Origin of the sequence: Hamadaea flava (assembly GCF_024172085.1) — a bacterium.
Taxonomy (GTDB): domain Bacteria; phylum Actinomycetota; class Actinomycetes; order Mycobacteriales; family Micromonosporaceae; genus Hamadaea; species Hamadaea flava.
The window spans coordinates 1763780-1781531 of sequence record NZ_JAMZDZ010000001.1; the positions used below are offsets into that span (position 1 = coordinate 1763780).

Below are 17752 nucleotides of genomic sequence, written 5' to 3' on the forward strand. Positions count from 1 at the left end.
GCCGTGCTCTCTCGCTGGCCCGTGAAGCGTCTCCGGGGGCGAGCTATGGTCTGACCTGCACCTCTATAAGATCACTGCCTGATCTTCACTCACATCTTGACTTCTACGCCGGATTATTGCAACCCTTGGTTACAGCACGCCGGATCATTGCGAGTCTGTTACGGCGTCGAACCGGTTTCGCGCGGTTGGCACCCCCAAGGACCACTGCGACGGGCCGAAAACGAAGGGAAGTCACTCATGCTCGAACCGGCGAAGCGCTACACCGGATACACCGCGTACGACTATCTGGAAGCCGGCAAGGACTACAAGGAGTTCGCGTACGCCCAGCAGATCGGCCGCGTCGCCCCGTACGCCGGGCTGGACCTCTCGGACAGCCAGAAGGAGCGCACGACGCGTCTGCTGCGGGAGGAGATCGTCATTTCGCTGCACGACCACGTGCAGGTGTTCCCGCAGGACATGACGCAGTTGCGCGACCACATCCGCCAGGGCCGCGAACCCACCGGCTACGAGGGCCTGTCCCGCTCGGGCATGACCGCCGTGTTCGACAACGGGATGGACGGCACCTGCTGCATCTCCAGCGACGCCGGCTGGAAGTACCAGGACGTGCTGTTCGACCTCGGCGTACGCATGGCCGACCTGGCCCACCAGGACTTCGTCGTCAAGGCCGAGACGCTCAAGGACATCTACCGCGCTCACGAGACCGGCCGGGTGGCGCACGTGTTCGCCCTCGAAGCCGCCACGATGATCGAGAACGAGGTCGACCGGCTCGACGTGCTCTACGGATTCGGCGTACGCCAGATCGGCATCGCCTACTCCGAGGCCAACATGCTCGGCAGCGGTCTGAAGGAGCGCGGCGACGGCGGCCTGACCTACTTCGGCGAGAAGGCCGTCGAGCGGATGAACAAGCTCGGCCTGGCCATCGACATCTCCCACTCCGGCGACCGCACCGCGCTGGACGTGGTCAAGCACTCCACCAAGCCGGTCTTCATCACCCACTGCGGCTCCCGCACGGTGTGGCCGATCAACCGCATGAAGCCCGACGACGTCATCAAGGCGTGCGCCGAGCGTGGTGGCGTACTGGGGCTGGAGGCCGCGCCGCACACGACCCTCTCCCACGCCCACCCGGCCCACAGCCTGGAATCGGTGATGGACCACTTCGTGCACTGCGTCGACCTCATCGGGATCGATCACGTCACGTTCGGGCCAGACACGCTGTTCGGTGATCACGTCGGCCTGCACGACGCGTTCGCGGCGAACCTGTCCACCAAGGAGGCGCACGGCGCCGTGCAGTTCCCGAAGGTGGAGTACGTCGACGGCCTGGAGAACCCGGCCGAATGCTTTTTCAACATCATCGGATGGCTGGTCAAGCACGACTACTCCGACGACGAGATCCGCAAGGTCGTCGGCGGCAACACCATCCGGGTCCTCGAGGAGGTCTGGGTCTGATGAGAAGACGTGCCCTCATATTCGGCGTCGCCGCCGTGCCGCTCGCCGCGGTGGTGGGCTGTAGCCCGAGCGCGCCAAGCGAGACGGGCGGCGCCGGCAGCGACACGCTGACCATCGCCACCACCACCGACGTGGTGAACTACAACCCCCTGGTCGGCAACAGCCGGACGGACTACTGGGTCTCCAACCTCATGTATCCCCGGCTGCTGACGATCGACGCGAACGGCGCCAAGTCGCCGATGCTGGCCGCGGAGTACGGCTACGCCGACGACAAGACCGGCTACTACACCATCCGGTCGGACATGAAGTGGAGCGACGGCCAGCCGGTGACGGCCGAGGACGTCGCGTACACGATCAACGCGATCAAGCAGTACAAGCCGACCGGCAACACCACCTACGGGCAGCTGGCGAACGTGGAGTCGGCGACGGCGGCCTCGGCCACCCGGGTCGAGCTGCACCTGAGCAAGCCCGACGCGACCGTCATCCCCGAGGTCGGCTACTGGATGAACGTCGTGCCCAAGCACGTGTTCGAGAAGCAGGGCGACGTCTCCAAGTTCGCCAACAACTCCGCCTGGGTCAGCGCCGGACCGTACAAGCTGGTCAGCGCGGTCAAGGGACAGAGCTACACGCTCGAGCGCGTCACTCCGTACCCGTTCGCCCCCGACAACACGCCGACCCTGGCGAAGGTCGTCTTCCGCGTCTACCCCGACGTCAACACCGAGATCCTCGCGCTCAAGAACGGCGACGTGGACGCGATCGCCAACGCGCTGCCCCCGGCTCAGGTGAAGAACCTCAAGTCGACCAGCGGCATCACGGTGGAAGAGGTTCCCGGCCTCGGGTACGCCCACATGACCTACAACATGTCGCGCAAGCCCCTGGAGAACCTCAAGGTACGCCAGGCTCTCGCGGCCGCCGTCGACTACGAGTCGATCCGCACGGTGGTCCTCCAGGGTCAGGGCGTGACGACCGGGTCGAGCCCGATCCCGCCGGTGCTCAAGGACTTCGTCAACCCGTCGCTCAAGGAGTACGTGTTCGACGTCGACAAGGCCAAGCAGTTGCTGCAGGAGGCCGGGTACAAGGCTGACGGCAGCGGCAGGTTCCCGCTGAACCTCACGATGATCTACTCGCTGCAGGACGCGGTGACGTCGCAGTGGGCGTCCATGGTCAAGGACTCCGCGGCCAAGGCCGGCATCACGATCACCCTTCAGGGCCTGGACCGCAACACCTACCTGGCCAAGACGGCGGCCGGCGAGTACGACATCTACGCCGGCAACTTCGCCATCATGGACGACCCGGCGACCAACATGGCGCTGACGTACCTGCCCAAGGGTGCGATCAACTACACGCTGGTCGACGACCCGGCGCTGTCCGCGCTGATCACCCAGGCGCAGGCCGAGACGGACGAGGCCAAGCAGAAGGACCTGGTCTGGCAGGCGGCGACGCTGGTCCACGACAACGTGTACGACAACGTCATGTACATGCAGAACCTCTACGTCGCACACAGCGCCAAGTGGACGGGGTTCATCGTCAAGCCGAGCGAACTGATGTCGATCATCGACCCGCAGTCGCTGGCGAACGTCAAGAAGACCAGCTGAGGACGGCCACCCCCATGCCACCAGTCATCGGTTTCGCCGTCCGCAGGCTGCTCCGCGGCCTGGTGACGCTGTGGTTCGCCGCATCCGTCACCTTCCTGCTGCTGCGACTGCTGCCCGGTGATCCGGCATTGGCGGTGGCCAGCCCCAACATGACCCCCGAATCCCGGCAGATCCTGCTCCAGCAGTACGGCCTGGACGAGCCTCTGTTCGTCCAGTACGGCAAGTACCTGTGGCAGTTGCTGCACGGCAACCTCGGGATCTCCTTCACCCAGCAGGTGCCGGTGACCACGGTGCTGATGGACCGGCTGCCGTGGACGCTGCTGCTGGCCGTGTCGTCGCTGCTGGTGACGATGGCGGTGGGCATCCCGCTCGGGGTGCTCGCCGCCACCCACCCGCGCGGCCTGCTGGACCGTCTGGTCCAGGTCAGCGGGGTCGTCGGGCAGTCGCTATTCATCCCCAGCGTGGGCATCTTCCTGCTGTTCACGCTGGGCCTGCAACTGCACTGGCTGCCCATCGGCGGCGCGTACTCGCCGGGGGTCTACGGCTCCGCCTGGTACGGCGACGTGGCGCTGCATCTGATCCTGCCGTGCCTGAGCCTGGTCCTGGTGCAGATCGGCACCTATGTGCTGACCTTGCGGGCGACCTTGATCGAGGCGCTCGGCGAGGACTACTGCGCGCTGGCCACGGCCAAGGGACTGCCGAACCGGAAGGTGGTGTGGAAGCACGGGCTGCGCAACGCCCTGCTGCCCACCACCACCCTGGTCGGGCTGCAACTCGGTTTCGTGGTCGGCGGCGCGGTGCTCACCGAGACCGTGTTCGCGTACCCGGGCATCGGGCGCGGCATCTACGAGGCGGTCACCCAGCTCGACTTCCCGGTGCTGCAGGGCGCGTTCGTCCTGCTCGCCGCGACCGTCGTGATCGCCAACATCCTGACCGACCTCGCGTACGGTCTGCTCGACCCGAGGGTGCGTACGTCATGACAGCGACAGCGACAACCCTGGACACCGTCGTCGCCGACCAGCCGACCGCCGCCTCGGCGACCTGGCGGGCGTTCCGGCGCAATCCGCTCGGCCTCGGCGCGGTCCTCATCATGCTGCTGCTCGTCGCGGTGGCGGTGCTGGCTCCGCTCCTCGCCGACTACCCCAGCGGCTACGGGTCGGAAGTGCTGCAACCGCCCTCGGGCGAGCACTGGTTCGGCACCGACAACCTCGGCCGGGACATCTTCGCCGAAGTCGTCTGGGGCACCCGGATCAGCATGATCATCGCGGCCGCGTCGTCGGCGCTGGCCATCGTGATCGGCGTGGTCGTGGCGGTCTTCGGGGCTTACTTCCCGAAGGTCGACGGGGTGATCGGCACGATCGTCGACCTGTGCCTGTCGCTGCCGGTGCTGCCGCTGATGATCCTGGTCGCGGCGCTGGCCGGGCCGAGCCTGCCGACCGTGGTGCTGGTCATCGCGTTCTTCGCCTGGCCCGAGGTCACCCGGGTGGTGCGCTCACAGGCGCTGTCGGTGGTCCAACTGCCCTACATGGACGCCGCCCGGCTCACCGGCGGCTCGCACCTCTGGATCATGCGCAAACACCTGGTCCCGGCGGTCGCCCCGGTCGTCGTCGTGTCGGTCGTGCTGACCGCCTCACGCGCCGTCCTGTCCGCCGCCGGGCTCGCGTTCCTCGGCCTGGGCGACCCCAACAGCTGGTCGTGGGGACGCATCCTCTACGAGGCCCAGCAGTCCGGTGCGATGTCGAGCGCCTGGTGGACCACGTTGTTCCCGTCGCTCGCGATCCTCGCTCTGGTCGTCTCGGCCACCCTCGTCTCCATCGCGTACAACGACGCGCGCAATCCGCGTACCAGAGAGGAATGACCATCATGGGCTTCGCGCAGCGGCTCCCGGTCCACTTCTACACCGATCTTCAAGATGTTGTACGCGCAGCGACCGAACAGGCCGGCTTCGCCGCCCTGCTGACGGACGACCCGGAAGACGTCGCCTACCTGACCGGCTTCTTCCACCACCCCTGCGAACGACCGGTGGCCGTGCTGCTGCCGGTCGACGGGCCGGCCGTCCTGCTGCTGCCCGAGCTGGAGGCCGAGCACGCACAGGTGCAGAACGCGGCCGCCGAGCTGATCGCGTACCCGGAGTTCCCCGGAATCCGCGAGCCGTTCGCCTTCCTGACGGACCGAGCCCACGGGCGGGTCGGTTTTCCCCCGAGCATGTCCGTCGGCCGGCTGGAGCTCGTCCGGGCGGCCCTGCCCGGCGCCGAGCTGAGCCCGACCGATCTGGTCATGCGGATGCGTTACCGCAAGCGGCCGGAGGAGGTCGCGCTGCACCAGGAGGCGGCCCGGATCACCGACCTGATGCTGGTCGAGGGCCGGAAGCTGGTCGAGGACGCGATCGCGGCCGGCGGCGAGCTGCCCAGCGAGGCCGAACTCGCCGCGCACGTCTCCTCGGTCGGGACCGGCACCATGTACGCCGACCATGACGACGTCGTGGTGGTCTCGTTCCTGGCCGGTGGCCTGGTGTACGCGGCGCGCAACAGCGCCCGGCCACACGGCCTGCCGTCGGCCTACCGGTTGCGGCCGGGCGACACCTTCGTTCTGTCGCTCGGTTGCGCGGTGGGTGGCCGGTTCGTCGAAGGCGAGCGGACCTTCGTCCTCGGCGAGCCCACCGCCGAGCAGGAGCGCTACTACACCGCCGTCCAGCAGGCGCAGCAGACCGGAACCGAGGCGCTGCGACCCGGGTTGACCTGCGCGGAGGCGAACAAGATCTGCCTGGACGTCATCCGGTCGGCGGGTCTGGGCCAGTATCTGCGCCACCGTCAGGGCCATGGCATCGGGCTGGGCATGCACGAGCCGCCGTGGCTGGAGGACGGCGATCCGACCGTGCTCGAGCCGGGCATGGTCGTCTCCAACGAGCCGGGCATCTACGTCCCGGACCACGGCGGCTACCGCATCTCCGACTCGATGCTGATCACCGAGGAGGGCGCCCGCCCGTTCACCGCGTACCCGCGCGGCCTCGCCGACGTCATCGTGCCCGTCTAGAACCGTCCACAATCTCAAGGGGGAGCCAATGCGGCTGACCATCAACGACAACGAGCTGGAAGTCGAGACGTTCGGCGACGCCGACGCGCCGGTGCTGATCGCCCACCACGGCGCGCCCGGACTCGGTTCCCGAGCCGAACCGCGGGCCACCTTCGCCCCGTTCGCCGACACCTTTCGGGTCATCGTCTTCGACGCTCGTGGTTCCGGCGTCAGCGAAGGCAACGGGCCGTTCACGCACGAGCAGTGGGTCGCCGACGTCGACGCGCTGCGTGCGTGGGCCGGTGTCGAGACGTTCGTGATGGCCGGCGGCTCCTACGGCGGATTCATCTCGATGGAGTACGCCATCCGCCACCCGGAACGCGTACGCGCTCTCGTGTTGCGGGACACCTCGGCCGATCACGAGAACGAGAAGGCCGCCGAGCAGAACGCGCTCTCCTCGACCCGGGTCACCATCGACCGGGCCAAACTCGACCGGATCAACAGCGGTACCGTGCGCGACGACGCCGATCTGAGAGACTGCTGGCGGGAGATCCTCCCGCTCTACGATCACGTGTACGACCCGGCCGCGGTGGAGGCGAAGGTGGAGGCGACGTACTACCGGTACGCGACGCACAACTTCGCCTTCGCGGTGAACCAGCCGAACTACGACATCAAAGCGCAGTTGTCCCGGATCACCTCCCCCACCCTGGTGACCGTCGGCCGCAGCGACTGGATCACCCCGGTCGCCAGCAGCCAGACGATCGTCGACCTGATCCCGGACAGCCGGCTCGTCGTGTTCGAGAACTCCGGGCACTCACCGCAGATCGAAGAGGCGGACCTGTGGCGCGCGACCGTACGCGAGTTCCTGTCCGAAGTGGGCGCGGACCGGCCGGCAAAGGCATGACATGGAGCGGACCTGTGGCTGACGGCATCGCACGGCTCGACCCGCTGGACCGGCGCATCGTCGCCGCCCTTCAGTCGAACGGCCGGGCAAGCTGGACCGAGATCTCCGAACTGTGCGAGACCTCGGTCGCCACGGCCGCCCGGCGTGGGCAGCAGTTGCTGCGCGACGGCATCGTCCGGGTCGCCGTCGTCCCCGACATCAACCATGCGGGCGCGGCCGACCTGTACGACCTGCGCCTCGGCTGCCGCCCAGGCAGCCAGGTCAAGGTGTGCCTGGAACTGGCCAAGCATCCGGCGATCCGATTCGTCGCGCTGGTGAGCGGGGCGGACGACATCTTCTGCGAACTCAACGTCCGCAAGGATCAGACGCTGCAGGACATGATCAACGAGATCCAGGTCATCGACGGCGTGCAGCGCTGCCGGACCGATCTCAACCTGCACACCTACAAGGTCGCCGCCGACTGGAGCCGGCAGCTGCTGTCGGCCGACGCGGAAGTCGTCGTCCCGGAGCTGCACGAGTGCGACCCGAGCCACTTCGACCCGGTGGACCACCAGATCATCGAGGTGATGCGGGAGGACGGCCGGGCCAGCTTCTCCACCGTGGCCGAGGCGATCGGGGTCAACGAGAGCACCGTGCGCCGCCGGTTCGAGACGTTGCAAGGCCGCGGCTGCATCCTCGTCACGACCCTGGTGCCGGCTCCCGCGCTCGGGTTCGAATCGGAACTGCTGTTCAACATCACCGTGGAGCCGCCGTCGCTCGACGCGGTGGCCCGGAAACTGAGCACCTACCGGGGCGTACGCTTCGTCGCCGCGATGCTCAGCGAGAACACCCTGATGTGCGAGGTCATCCTGCCGACGACCAAGGACATCTTCGATTTCACGACCAACACGCTGGGCCACCTGGAGGGCGTACGCGGCTGGACGGCCAACATGGTCCTGCTGACCTTCCGCCGAGGCTTCGTCGAGACCCCGTGGTGGCCGCGCAGCGTCGTCACATTGTCGCGGCAGAAATAGCCTCGGACGCCGCAAACCCCTGCCGCGCGGTGGCAGGCATCGGATAATCGGAAGGGATACGCCGGGCGCCCGGGGCCGCCCGCACCGGACGACGAGAACGGATCCTGATGTCTTCTTCCGCGCAGCAAACCGGTCAGGCGAACATCGGCGTGGTCGGACTGGCCGTCATGGGGTCGAACCTCGCCCGCAACCTCGCCTCGCGAGAGGGCAACACGGTCGCGGTCTACAACCGTACCTACGCCCGCACCGAGGAGTTGCTGCGAGAGCATGGCGACGCCGGTTTCCTCGCGGCGGAGACGGTCGACGACTTCGTCGCCTCGCTGGCCAAACCGCGTACGGCGATCATCATGGTGCAGGCCGGCGCCGGGACCGACGCCGTGATCGAGCAGCTCGCCGCGCGGTTCGAGCCGGGCGACATCATCGTGGACGGCGGCAACGCCAACTTCCACGACACCATCCGGCGTGAACGGGACCTGCGTGAGCTGGGGCTCAACTTCGTCGGCACCGGCATCTCCGGCGGCGAGGAGGGCGCCCTGCACGGGCCGTCGATCATGCCGGGCGGGTCGGTCGAGGCGTGGGAGACGCTCGGCCCGATCCTGAAGAGCATCGCCGCGGTGGCCGAAGGCGAGCCGTGTGTGACCCATATCGGCACCGACGGCGCCGGTCATTTCGTCAAGATGGTGCACAACGGCATCGAGTACGCCGACATGCAGCTCATCGCCGAGGCGTACGACCTGCTGCGGCGGGTGGGCGGGTTCTCCGTCGAGCAGCTCGTCACGATCTTCCAGCAGTGGAACTCCGGCGACCTGGAGTCGTACCTGATCGAGATCACCGCCGAGGTGCTCGGCAAGACCGATCAGAAGACCGGCAAGCCGCTGGTCGACGTGATCCTCGACCAGGCCGGCTCCAAGGGCACCGGGGTCTGGACCGTGCAGAACGCGGTCGGCCTGGGCATCCCGGTCTCCGGCATCGGCGAGGCGGTCTTCGCCCGGGCGGTCTCCTCCAAACCGGAGCAGCGTGCGGCGGTCCGCTCGACCGTCCACAGCGCCACGTTCGGGCCGAGGCCGACCGAGCAGGCGATGCCGGATTCGTTCGTCGACGACGTACGCGCGGCGCTGTACGCGTCGAAGGTGATCGCGTACGCCCAGGGCTTCGACCTCATCGTGGCCGGGGCGAAGGAGTTCGGCTGGGACATCGACCTCGGTGCGCTCGCCAAGATCTGGCGGGCGGGCTGCATCATCCGGGCCCGGTTCCTCAACCGCATCGTCGACGCGTACGCCCACCAGCCGGACCTGCCGACGTTGCTGGTCGATCCGTACTTCGCCGAGGCGGTCGCCCAGGGCGAGGCCGCCTGGCGGCGGATCGTGGGCATCGCGGCGGCGTCGGCCGTCCCCGCGCCCGGTTTCTCCTCGGCGTTGGCGTACTTCGACTCGCTCGCCTCCGACCGGCTGCCGGCGGCTCTCATCCAGGGCCAGCGCGACTTCTTCGGCGCGCACACGTACAAGCGGGTCGACCAGGACGGGACCTTCCACACCCGGTGGTCGGAGGACGGGCAGGAGGTCGAGGTCGCACCCTCGACCCACTGACCGGCGTATCTCAATTCCTCGGCGAGGCCGTGCTGAACGGGGAAAGAGTCGCATCGGGCAGACTGGCGGCATGGTGCCCGACGTCGACCTGCCCGTACGTGCCGCGCTGCCGGAACTGCTCGCCGCGCTGAGCGGGGCCGGCACCGCCGTCCTCGTCGCGCCGCCGGGCTCCGGCAAGACCACGCTGGTCCCGCTCGCGCTCGCCGAGGAGGTCGACGGCCGCGTGATCGTCGCGGAGCCCCGGCGCATCGCCGCCCGCGCGGCCGCGTCCCGGATGGCTCAGCTGACGGGTACGCGAGTCGGCGAGCTGGTCGGCTACACGGTTCGGGGCGACAGCCGGACCAGCGCCGCCACCAAGGTGGAAGTCGTCACGACGGGCGTCCTGGTCCAGCGGCTGCACCGCGATCCGGAGCTGTCTGGCGTCGCGGCGGTCGTCCTCGACGAATGCCACGAGCGCCATCTCGACACCGACCTCGCCCTCGCCTTCACCCTCGACTCCCGTACGCACCTGCGTCCGGACCTGATGCTGCTCGCCACCTCGGCGACCGCCGAGGCGGAGCGGCTCGCGGCGGCGATGGGCGCCGGCACCCAGATCGTCAGCGCGGCCGGGATCACCCATCCAGTCGAGGTGTTCTGGACCCCGCCCACCGGCCCGGTCGACGCGCCCTACGGGCTGCGGGTCGACCCTCGGCTGCTTGATCATGTCGCGGCCGTCATCCGGCGCGCCCTGGCGGACGGATCCGGCGACATCCTCACTTTCCTGCCGGGGGCGGCGGAGATCGGCGGGGTCGCCCACCGGCTCGGCGGTCTGCGTGAGGTCGACGTCGTGACCCTGCACGGCCGACAGGACTCCTCGAAGCAAGACGACGCGCTGCGCCCCGGCGTACGCCGACGGGTCGTGCTCGCCACTGCCGTCGCGGAGAGCAGCCTCACCGTCCCGGGTGTCCGCATCGTCGTCGACGCTGGACTGGCGCGGGTACCGCGTACCGACCATGGCCGTGGTCTCGGTGCGCTCGTGACCGTGCGGGCTTCGCGGGCCGCCGCCACCCAGCGGGCCGGCCGGGCGGGCCGGGAAGCGCCGGGGCGGGTCTACCGATGCTGGTCCGAGCATGACCATGCGCGGCTCCCGGCGCAGGCCGACCCGGAGATCGCGGGCGCTGACCTGACTGCCTTCGTGCTGCATCTGGCCTGCTGGGGCCGGACCGACGGAGCCGGGCTCGCCCTGCTCGATCAGCCGCCCGCGGCCGCCGCGCAGGTGGCCAGAGAAACCCTGACCGCGATCGGCGCGCTCGACGACGCCGGCCGGGTCACCGTGCGGGGCCGTGACATCGCCGACGTCGGCGCGCATCCGCGGCTGGCCCGGGCCCTGCTCGACGGGTCCAAGATCGTCGGCAGCACGGTCGCCTCGGAAGTGGTCGCGATGCTCTCGGCCGACGTGCGGACGACCACCGATGACCTGCCGGCGGCGCTGCGGCGGTTGCGCGGCAACGCTGAACCGGGGGCCACCGCCGCGTGGCGGACTGAAGCTCGCCGGCTGGCCGGCGGCATCGCCCCCCATCGGCCGGCCGGCAGCTCGTCGGCAGATCTGGCCGCCGCGCTGCTCGTCGGGCTCGCCTTTCCCGAGCGGATCGGACGGGTACGCAAAGCGGGCGGGCGGGTCTACCTGATGACCGGCGGCACCGCCGCGGAACTGGCCGCCGAGACGTCGCTCAGCGGCATGGAATGGCTGGCCATCGCCGATGCGGACCGCCAGCCCGGCAACGCCGCCGCCCGGATCCGGCTCGCCGCCCCGATCGACGCCGAGACGGCGAAGCTCGCCGCCGAATCGCTGTACGCCGACGGCGGCGAGGTGACCTGGACCGGCGGGGACGTGCTCGCCCGGCACCGCACCCGGCTGGGCGCGATCGTGCTCACCGAACGGCCGCTCACCAAACCCGATCCGCAGCAGGTCGCCGCGGCACTCGGCGAAGGGCTACGCCGCCAAGGACTCAAACTGCTGCGCTGGACTCCCGAAGCGACCGGCGTACGCGAACGCCTCGCCTTCCTGCACCACACGCTCGGCGAACCGTGGCCGGCCGTGGACGACGCCGCTCTCCTCGCCGACCTGGGCTGGCTAGGTCCGGCGCTCGTCAACGCGCGCAACCGCGCCGACTTGGCGCGGATCGACGTTGCCACGGCACTGCGCCGATTGTTGCCGTGGGCGCAGGCCGCCCAGTTCGACGAGTACGCACCCGACCGCATCGAGGTCCCGAGCGGTTCGCAGATTCAGGTCGACTACACCGACCCCACCGCGCCGTTCCTCGCCGTGAAGGTTCAGGAGATGTTCGGCACGGCCCAGGCACCTACCCTCGCTGGCGGACGGGTTCCGCTCGTGCTGCACCTGCTGTCGCCGGCACGCCGCCCAGCGGCGGTCACCGCGGACCTCGAATCGTTCTGGCAGAACGGCTACCTGTCCGTACGCTCCGAGCTGCGCGGCCGATACCCGAACCATCCCTGGCCGGACAATCCCCTCAAGGCCAAGCCGTCGGGGCGTACGAAACCTAGTAAGCGTTGAGGCGGGTGACGAACCCGCCGAGCTGCGGCACCCCGCCGGCCATGGGCTACGCCGTTGACCTTCTGAGTTCGCTCAGCCACTCGATGCCGATCCGGCGGCCGTCGGGGAATTGGTCGTCGCGATCCCAGCGCCACGTCGTGACCATCGCCAGCACCAGGGTCCGGCACTCTCGGAGCAGATGATGGTCGACGCCCGGGTAGTGGTCGGCGACCTCGACCGGCGCGTGGGCCAAGTCGAACTCGATCGGTCCCCGACAGCACGTCTCGAAGTCGATGAAGAGCAGGCCGGCCTGGGTCGAGAGCAGGTTGCCCGGATGAGGTTCGCCGTGCAGGAGCTGTTCGGGCCGGCCGCTCTGGCTGAGCGACGTCGACCTCAAGTCGGGCGGACTGATCCGTCGTCGGGGCCACCCGGGCCAGGACGTCGCACGGTCGCAGGCGCACCGCGAGCTTGTTCGAGTTATGGAGTACGACGGCGTCGTGGGCGGCCAGGCCGAGCGACGAGGCGGTCGACACGGCTGCCCTGATCGCGCGTTGGGTCTCGTCCGCATGCATCGGGGCACCTTAACCAGACGTTCGGCCAAGGACGATCTCCTTCACTTCCACAAGGGTATTGATTCGATAGCTGGCCTGCGAGAAGTCGCTCCCCTTCGTGAAGTCGTTGTGGACGATGGCACAGTCGATACCGGCCGCCACGGCCGAATTCAGGCCTCTGGCCGAGTCCTCCACCACCAGCGTCTCCTCTTTGGCCGCTCCGAAGCGCTTCAAGCCGGTCAAGTACGGTTCCGGGTGCGGCTTCGCGAGCTGGTAGTCCTCGCGCACAAGGACGAAGTCCATGAATTTGCGAATGTGCCGCTTCTCGTGAATGAGATCGAAATCCAGCCGCTTCGCCGTCGTCACGATGGCCATGCGGACGTGCCGGGACAGCTCGGCGAGAGCCTCGACGACGCCCGCGATCTCAATGGCTTCCGTGCGCAGATATTCCTGGTAGTAGTCATTTCGAGCCGTACGCTGCCGGTCGATGGTCGCCTCGTCGACACCCGCCGCCCTGGCGTGTGCCCACGTCCCCAGTCCCTGGTTCATGTCCCGCAGGTATTGACCTCTACCCAAGGTCACGCCGACGTCGGCCAGGGCTCGTTCGCCGGCTTTGTAGTACCAGAACTCAGTGTCCACCAGGACCCCGTCATGATCGAAGAGTATGTACTTCTTCATCCTCTTGATCCTCTCCGGCGGCGCAAGATCGAAACTCGCGCGCCCATTGTTCCTCGGCGACGCCGTGCGTCACGAGGCAGGTCTGGTCGCGGACTATGACCGCCGACGGTGATGCCGCACTCACACGGCTGCTTCACGGCCTCGTGGCCGCTCTGCTCACGTGGCTGAGGGACCACCCGGAGGGGGCCCAGTTGGGCCGCGGTAAACCCGGTGACGATGGCCCGACTCCGGCGTTAGAATCTTGAACCATGTTCAGCCTGCGCAGGGAATAGCTGTCGAGTCCGACGCGCAGGTGGAGTCTGCCCTTTTCCGGGCCATTTCTGACGGTGCCGCGCGTCCAGCGATCCCTTTGCCCGGTACTTCTGGACAGGACTCATCATGGACACCCTCATCCCGGCGGAACCCACCGCCGCTGCCCCCGTGCGTGGCCTGTGGCGCCGGCCCGACTTCCGGCTCCTGATCGGCGGTCGGCTCGTCTCCCAGGTGGGCGACCAGCTCCAGTTCCTCGCCCTGCCGTTGGTCGTCGTGGCGCTGACCGGCTCGGCGACCCAAGCCGGTCTGGTGCTCGGCGCGCAGACCATCACCTATCTCGTCTTCGGCCTGGTCGCGGGAGCGCTGGCCGACCGCTGGAACCGCAAGGCCACGATGATCTGGTGCGATCTCGGACGCGGCCTGCTGACCGCGACGATCCCGATCGCCGCGGCCGCCGACGCGTTGACCCTGCCCCAGTTGTACGCGGTCGCGATCCTCAACGGCCTGCTCGGCACGCTGTTCGGGGCGGCCAACAGCTCGGCGCTGCCGAACATCGTCGGCCCGGCTGAGCTGCCCGGCGCACTGGGTGCGGTCGGTGCCCTAGCCAATCTGGTCCGTATCGGGGGCGCCTCCGTCGCCGGTGCCGCGTACGCGTTGGGGCGGATGGTCCCGTTCGGCGTCAACGCCGTGTCGTTCCTGGTGTCGGCGGTGGCGTTGCGATCGATCCGGAGCGGCTTCCAGCAGGCGAATCCGACCGCGTCGGCATCACCACGGCAGCTGCTCGCCGACATCCGCGACGGCCTGGGCTGGCTGTGGCGACGGCGGGTCATCCGTACGCTGGCCCTGCTCGACGCCGGGGACAGCCTGCGGTTCGGTGCCGGGTATCTACTCATCGTGATGCTGGCCCAGCGCCTGCACGCGAACCCGGCCCAGGTCGGCCTGGTGTTCACCGGCGCTGGAGTGGGCGCGTTCGCCGGCAGTCTGCTCGCCGGTCGGCTGGCCCGGCGGTTCCCGCTCGGCAAGCTGTCGATCGCCATGCTGTGGATCGAGGCGCTCGCCTTCCCGTTCTACGCCCTGGTGCCCACCTGGTGGCTGCTGCTGGCCGTCGCGTTCGCCGAATCGGTGGTCACGCCGGTCTACACGGTCGCCTTGGACTCCTATCGGCTCCGGGTCACCCCGGACGACCTGCGCGGCCGCGTGACCAGCGCCGTCGACACCCTCACCACCGGGGCCGGCGCAGTCGGCACGATGGCCGCCGGAGCCTCGATCGCCTTGATCGGCGCCCCGGCGTTGACCTACGCGTTGGCTGGATGGCTTGCCCTGCTGGCCTTGGCGGCGACACTGAGCCGCACCGTACGCGCCGCACGGTAGGCCCGCTTCCGGGTGGCGGCCCACGCCGTCACCCGGAAGATCGTCCGCACCGCTCAGGCGTTGGCGGGCTGCATCGCCTCGGCCAGCAGGGCGACCGAGCGCAGCCGTGCCTCGCCGGTGGCGTGGTGGGCGACGATCAGCTCGTCGGCACCTGACTGCTTCACGAAACCTTCGAGGTACTCGCGAACCTCGGCGGGGGTGCCGAGGGCGGAGTACTTCAGCATCTGGTCGACGTGCGCGCCCGCGCCCTGCGCCAGGAGCTGGTCGGCCTGCTCATCGGTGAAGCTCTGCCCGCGCCCGAACAGACCCGTGGCGAACGTCCGGCGCGTGGCCTGGAACTGCTCGCGGGCCGCGGCGGCGGTGTCCGCGGCCACGACGTTGACGCCGGCGATCACGTAGGGCCGGTCCAGCTGCTCGGACGGCCGGAAATCCCGCCGGTACGCGGCGACGGCCGCCTCCAGCGCCTGTGGTGCGAAGTGCGAGGCGAACGCGTACGGCAGGCCGAGCGCGGCGGCCAGGGTCGCGCCGAACAGCGACGAGCCCAGGATGTACAGCGGGACCTCGGAACCCTTGCCCGGCACCGCGTCCACGCCCGGGATGCGCGACCGCCCAGCGAGGTACGCCTGCAGTTCCTGCACGTCCTGCGGGAACGCCTCGGCCGACTGCGCGTCGCGGCGCAGGGCGCGCATGGTGTTCTGGTCCGAGCCGGGAGCACGGCCCAGGCCGAGGTCGATTCGCCCCGGATACATCGCGTCGAGAGTGCCGAACTGCTCGGCGATGGTCAGCGGCGTGTGGTTGGGCAGCATCACCCCGCCCGCGCCGAGCCGGATCTTGCGGGTGGCCGTGCCGATGTGCGCGATCAGCACAGCGGGCGCCGAGGAGGCGATCGTCGGCATGTTGTGGTGCTCGGCGTACCAGACGCGCGCGTAGCCGTGCTCCTCGGCGGTGCGCGCGAGGTCGACGCTGGCCGCGATGCTCTCGCGCGCGGTCTCGCCGGGGCCGATGCGGGCTAGGTCGAGGATGGACAGCGGAGTGGGCATGCGACGTCCTTCTGGCTCGAGCGAGCACCGCCGTGCGATGCCGGATCGGGCCGACGTGACCACGCTCGGTCCCGGCGGCCGGACCTGGTCGGCCCGCTCGACGTGAAGCGGAACACGTGCTCCGCCTATCTCGACCGTAGCACTGAACCGGAACGAGTGCTCCGGTAGGGTGTGTGTATGACATCACCGGCCATGCGCAGCGACGCCGCCCGCAATCGGGGCCGGCTGCTCGAAACCGCGGCCGGACTGATCGCCGAGCGCGGCAGCGACGTCGACGTACGCGAGATCGCCCGCCGCGCCGAGGTCGGCATGGGCACCCTCTACCGGCACTTCCCCACCAAGGAAGCGCTGCTCGACGCGGCATTGGAGCACGTGTTCACCTCCTGGGCCGAGCAGGCGACCGCCGCCCGGACCGGCCAGGCCTGGCTGGACCTGAGCTACTTCCTCGGCGACGCGCTGACCCGGCAGACAGCCTCCCCCGGCCTGCTCGACGCGTACTGCCAGGCGCTGCCCGGCCAGGCCGGCAACACCGCGCGCCAGCACTGCCGCCAGCAGGTGGGACCGCTGATCTCGGAACTGGTGAACGCCGCACGGGAATCCGGCGAGCTGCGCACCGACGTCACCGCCGAGGACATCTCGCTGCTGCTCGTCGCACTGGGCCGGATCGCACCGGTCGTCCCCGAATCCGACTGGCGCAGGGTGCTTCAGGTCGCCCTCGACGGCCTACGCGCCGGCGCGGCGACACCCATGCCGACCCAACGGTCGTTCGGCATCAGATGACATGGGTTCCAGCCGGCCCGGCGAGGAACTCCCGGAGCACAGCCGCCAGCTGATCGGGCACCTCCTCCGCGAGGTGGTGCCCGGAATCCAGAGCCACGCCGCGTACCGCGTCGGCCCAGCCCTGCCAGACCTCGACCGGATCGCCGTAGAGGTCGCCTAGATCGTCCCGGGTGGACCAGACGACCAGCGTCGGGCAGCTGATCCGGCGCCCCGCCCGGCGATCCGCTTCGTCGGCCGCCCGGTCCACGGTCAGGCCGGCTCGATAGTCCTCACACATCGCGTGGACCGTCGCCGGATCGTGCAGCGCCGACCGCAGATCGGCGTACGCCTCCTCGCCCATCGTCGCCGCGTCGACCTGATACCAGGCGTCGGGATCGGCGTTGATCACGCGTTCGGCTGGTTTGGCGGTCTGGCCGAGGAAGAACCAGTGCCACCACCTCGCGGCGAACCGGGCGTCGCTTCGGGCCAGCGCCTCACCTATCGGCACCGCGTCCATGACCGCGAGACGGCTGACCATCTCCGGATGATCCGCAGCGAGCCGCTGCGCCACGTACGCGCCCCGGTCATGCCCGGCAACGGCGAAGTTCCGGTGACCGAGCTGCGCCATCACCGCCACGCAATCCCAGGCCATGGCGCGCTTGCTGTAGCCGGCGTGATCCTCGCCTGCCGGCGGTTTGCTGGACTGGCCATATCCGCGCAGGTCCAGGCAGACCACGGTGAAGCCGACTGCCAGCAGCGGTGCCACCCGGTGCCACGTCACGTGCGTACGCGGGTGGCCGTGCAACAGCAGGACCGGCGGACCTGAGCCACCGGTCCGTACCCGCAGAGTGACGCCGCCGCCGACATCCACCCGTCGCAGCTCGAATCCGTCGAACACGCCGTGCCCGTTCCCATCCGGGCGCGGTGGGCAAACGAAGCGCAGCCGTCGGCTTCGGAATCGGCGACGCGTTGATCGTGTTGCGCAGCACGGGGACCCGAGGCGATCGCCGGC

General features: G+C 69.2%; 15 protein-coding genes. 11 read left to right on the forward strand and 4 right to left on the reverse strand.

Annotation, left to right across the window (positions count from 1 at the left end; all coding sequences use genetic code 11):
• Positions 1-237 precede the first annotated feature (237 nt).
• From HDA40_RS08355 to hrpB, 9 genes are all read left to right on the forward strand, one after another.
• Positions 238-1446 carry a dipeptidase gene (locus tag HDA40_RS08355; protein WP_253753645.1) on the forward strand — a complete coding sequence of 403 codons (1209 nt, stop codon included), beginning with the start codon at positions 238-240 and terminating at the stop codon, positions 1444-1446.
• Positions 1446-3041 carry an ABC transporter substrate-binding protein gene (locus HDA40_RS08360; RefSeq protein ID WP_253753647.1) on the forward strand — a complete coding sequence of 532 codons (1596 nt, stop codon included), beginning with the start codon at positions 1446-1448 and terminating at the stop codon, positions 3039-3041. The genes HDA40_RS08355 and HDA40_RS08360 overlap by 1 nt, the downstream gene beginning before the upstream one ends.
• A gap of 14 nt (positions 3042-3055) precedes the next feature.
• Positions 3056-4021 carry an ABC transporter permease gene (locus HDA40_RS08365; RefSeq protein WP_253753649.1) on the forward strand — a complete coding sequence of 322 codons (966 nt, stop codon included), beginning with the start codon at positions 3056-3058 and terminating at the stop codon, positions 4019-4021.
• Entirely contained in the window at positions 4018-4899 is an 882-nt protein-coding gene (locus HDA40_RS08370; RefSeq protein ID WP_253753651.1) for an ABC transporter permease, read from the forward strand. Before HDA40_RS08365 ends, HDA40_RS08370 begins: the two co-directional genes overlap by 4 nt.
• Positions 4896-6074: a M24 family metallopeptidase gene (locus tag HDA40_RS08375; RefSeq protein WP_253753653.1), complete on the forward strand. Its 1179-nt coding sequence runs from the start codon at positions 4896-4898 to the stop codon at positions 6072-6074. Before HDA40_RS08370 ends, HDA40_RS08375 begins: the two co-directional genes overlap by 4 nt.
• 28 nt (positions 6075-6102) lie before the next feature.
• Positions 6103-6957 carry an alpha/beta fold hydrolase gene (locus HDA40_RS08380; protein WP_253753655.1) on the forward strand — a complete coding sequence of 285 codons (855 nt, stop codon included), beginning with the start codon at positions 6103-6105 and terminating at the stop codon, positions 6955-6957.
• Between the two features lie 14 nt (positions 6958-6971).
• Positions 6972-7970, forward strand: a complete 999-nt coding sequence (locus tag HDA40_RS08385) for an Lrp/AsnC family transcriptional regulator (RefSeq protein ID WP_253753657.1) — start codon at positions 6972-6974, stop codon at positions 7968-7970.
• Between the two features lie 107 nt (positions 7971-8077).
• Positions 8078-9556 carry an NADP-dependent phosphogluconate dehydrogenase gene (gene gnd / locus HDA40_RS08390; RefSeq protein WP_253753660.1) on the forward strand — a complete coding sequence of 493 codons (1479 nt, stop codon included), beginning with the start codon at positions 8078-8080 and terminating at the stop codon, positions 9554-9556.
• Between the two features lie 70 nt (positions 9557-9626).
• Positions 9627-12110, forward strand: coding sequence for an ATP-dependent helicase HrpB (hrpB, locus tag HDA40_RS08395; protein ID WP_253753662.1), 2484 nt, complete (start codon positions 9627-9629; stop codon positions 12108-12110).
• 46 nt (positions 12111-12156) lie between these two features.
• On the opposite strand, the gene HDA40_RS08400 is transcribed toward hrpB, so the two are convergent.
• Both HDA40_RS08400 and HDA40_RS08405 read right to left on the reverse strand, forming a co-directional pair.
• Positions 12157-12486: a phosphotransferase family protein gene (locus HDA40_RS08400; protein WP_253753664.1), complete on the reverse strand. Its 330-nt coding sequence runs from the start codon at positions 12484-12486 to the stop codon at positions 12157-12159.
• A gap of 184 nt (positions 12487-12670) precedes the next feature.
• Positions 12671-13318: an HAD family hydrolase gene (locus HDA40_RS08405; RefSeq protein ID WP_253753666.1), complete on the reverse strand. Its 648-nt coding sequence runs from the start codon at positions 13316-13318 to the stop codon at positions 12671-12673.
• 378 nt (positions 13319-13696) lie between these two features.
• Between HDA40_RS08405 and HDA40_RS08410 the strand changes: the two genes are divergently transcribed.
• Positions 13697-14941, forward strand: a complete 1245-nt coding sequence (locus tag HDA40_RS08410) for an MFS transporter (protein WP_253753668.1) — start codon at positions 13697-13699, stop codon at positions 14939-14941.
• A 53-nt stretch (positions 14942-14994) separates the two neighbouring features.
• Here the strand turns inward: HDA40_RS08410 and HDA40_RS08415 are convergent, their stop codons facing one another.
• A complete protein-coding gene (locus HDA40_RS08415) occupies positions 14995-15981 on the reverse strand; it encodes an LLM class flavin-dependent oxidoreductase (protein WP_253753670.1) in 987 nt (328 codons plus the stop codon).
• 177 nt (positions 15982-16158) lie between these two features.
• Here HDA40_RS08415 and HDA40_RS08420 point away from each other — a divergent pair, with 177 nt between their 5' ends.
• Positions 16159-16761 carry a TetR/AcrR family transcriptional regulator gene (locus HDA40_RS08420; protein ID WP_253753672.1) on the forward strand — a complete coding sequence of 201 codons (603 nt, stop codon included), beginning with the start codon at positions 16159-16161 and terminating at the stop codon, positions 16759-16761.
• Here HDA40_RS08420 and HDA40_RS08425 read toward each other — a convergent pair.
• Entirely contained in the window at positions 16754-17638 is an 885-nt protein-coding gene (locus tag HDA40_RS08425; RefSeq protein ID WP_253753674.1) for an alpha/beta fold hydrolase, read from the reverse strand. The two genes, HDA40_RS08420 and HDA40_RS08425, sit on opposite strands and share 8 nt — an antisense overlap.
• Positions 17639-17752 lie beyond the last annotated feature (114 nt).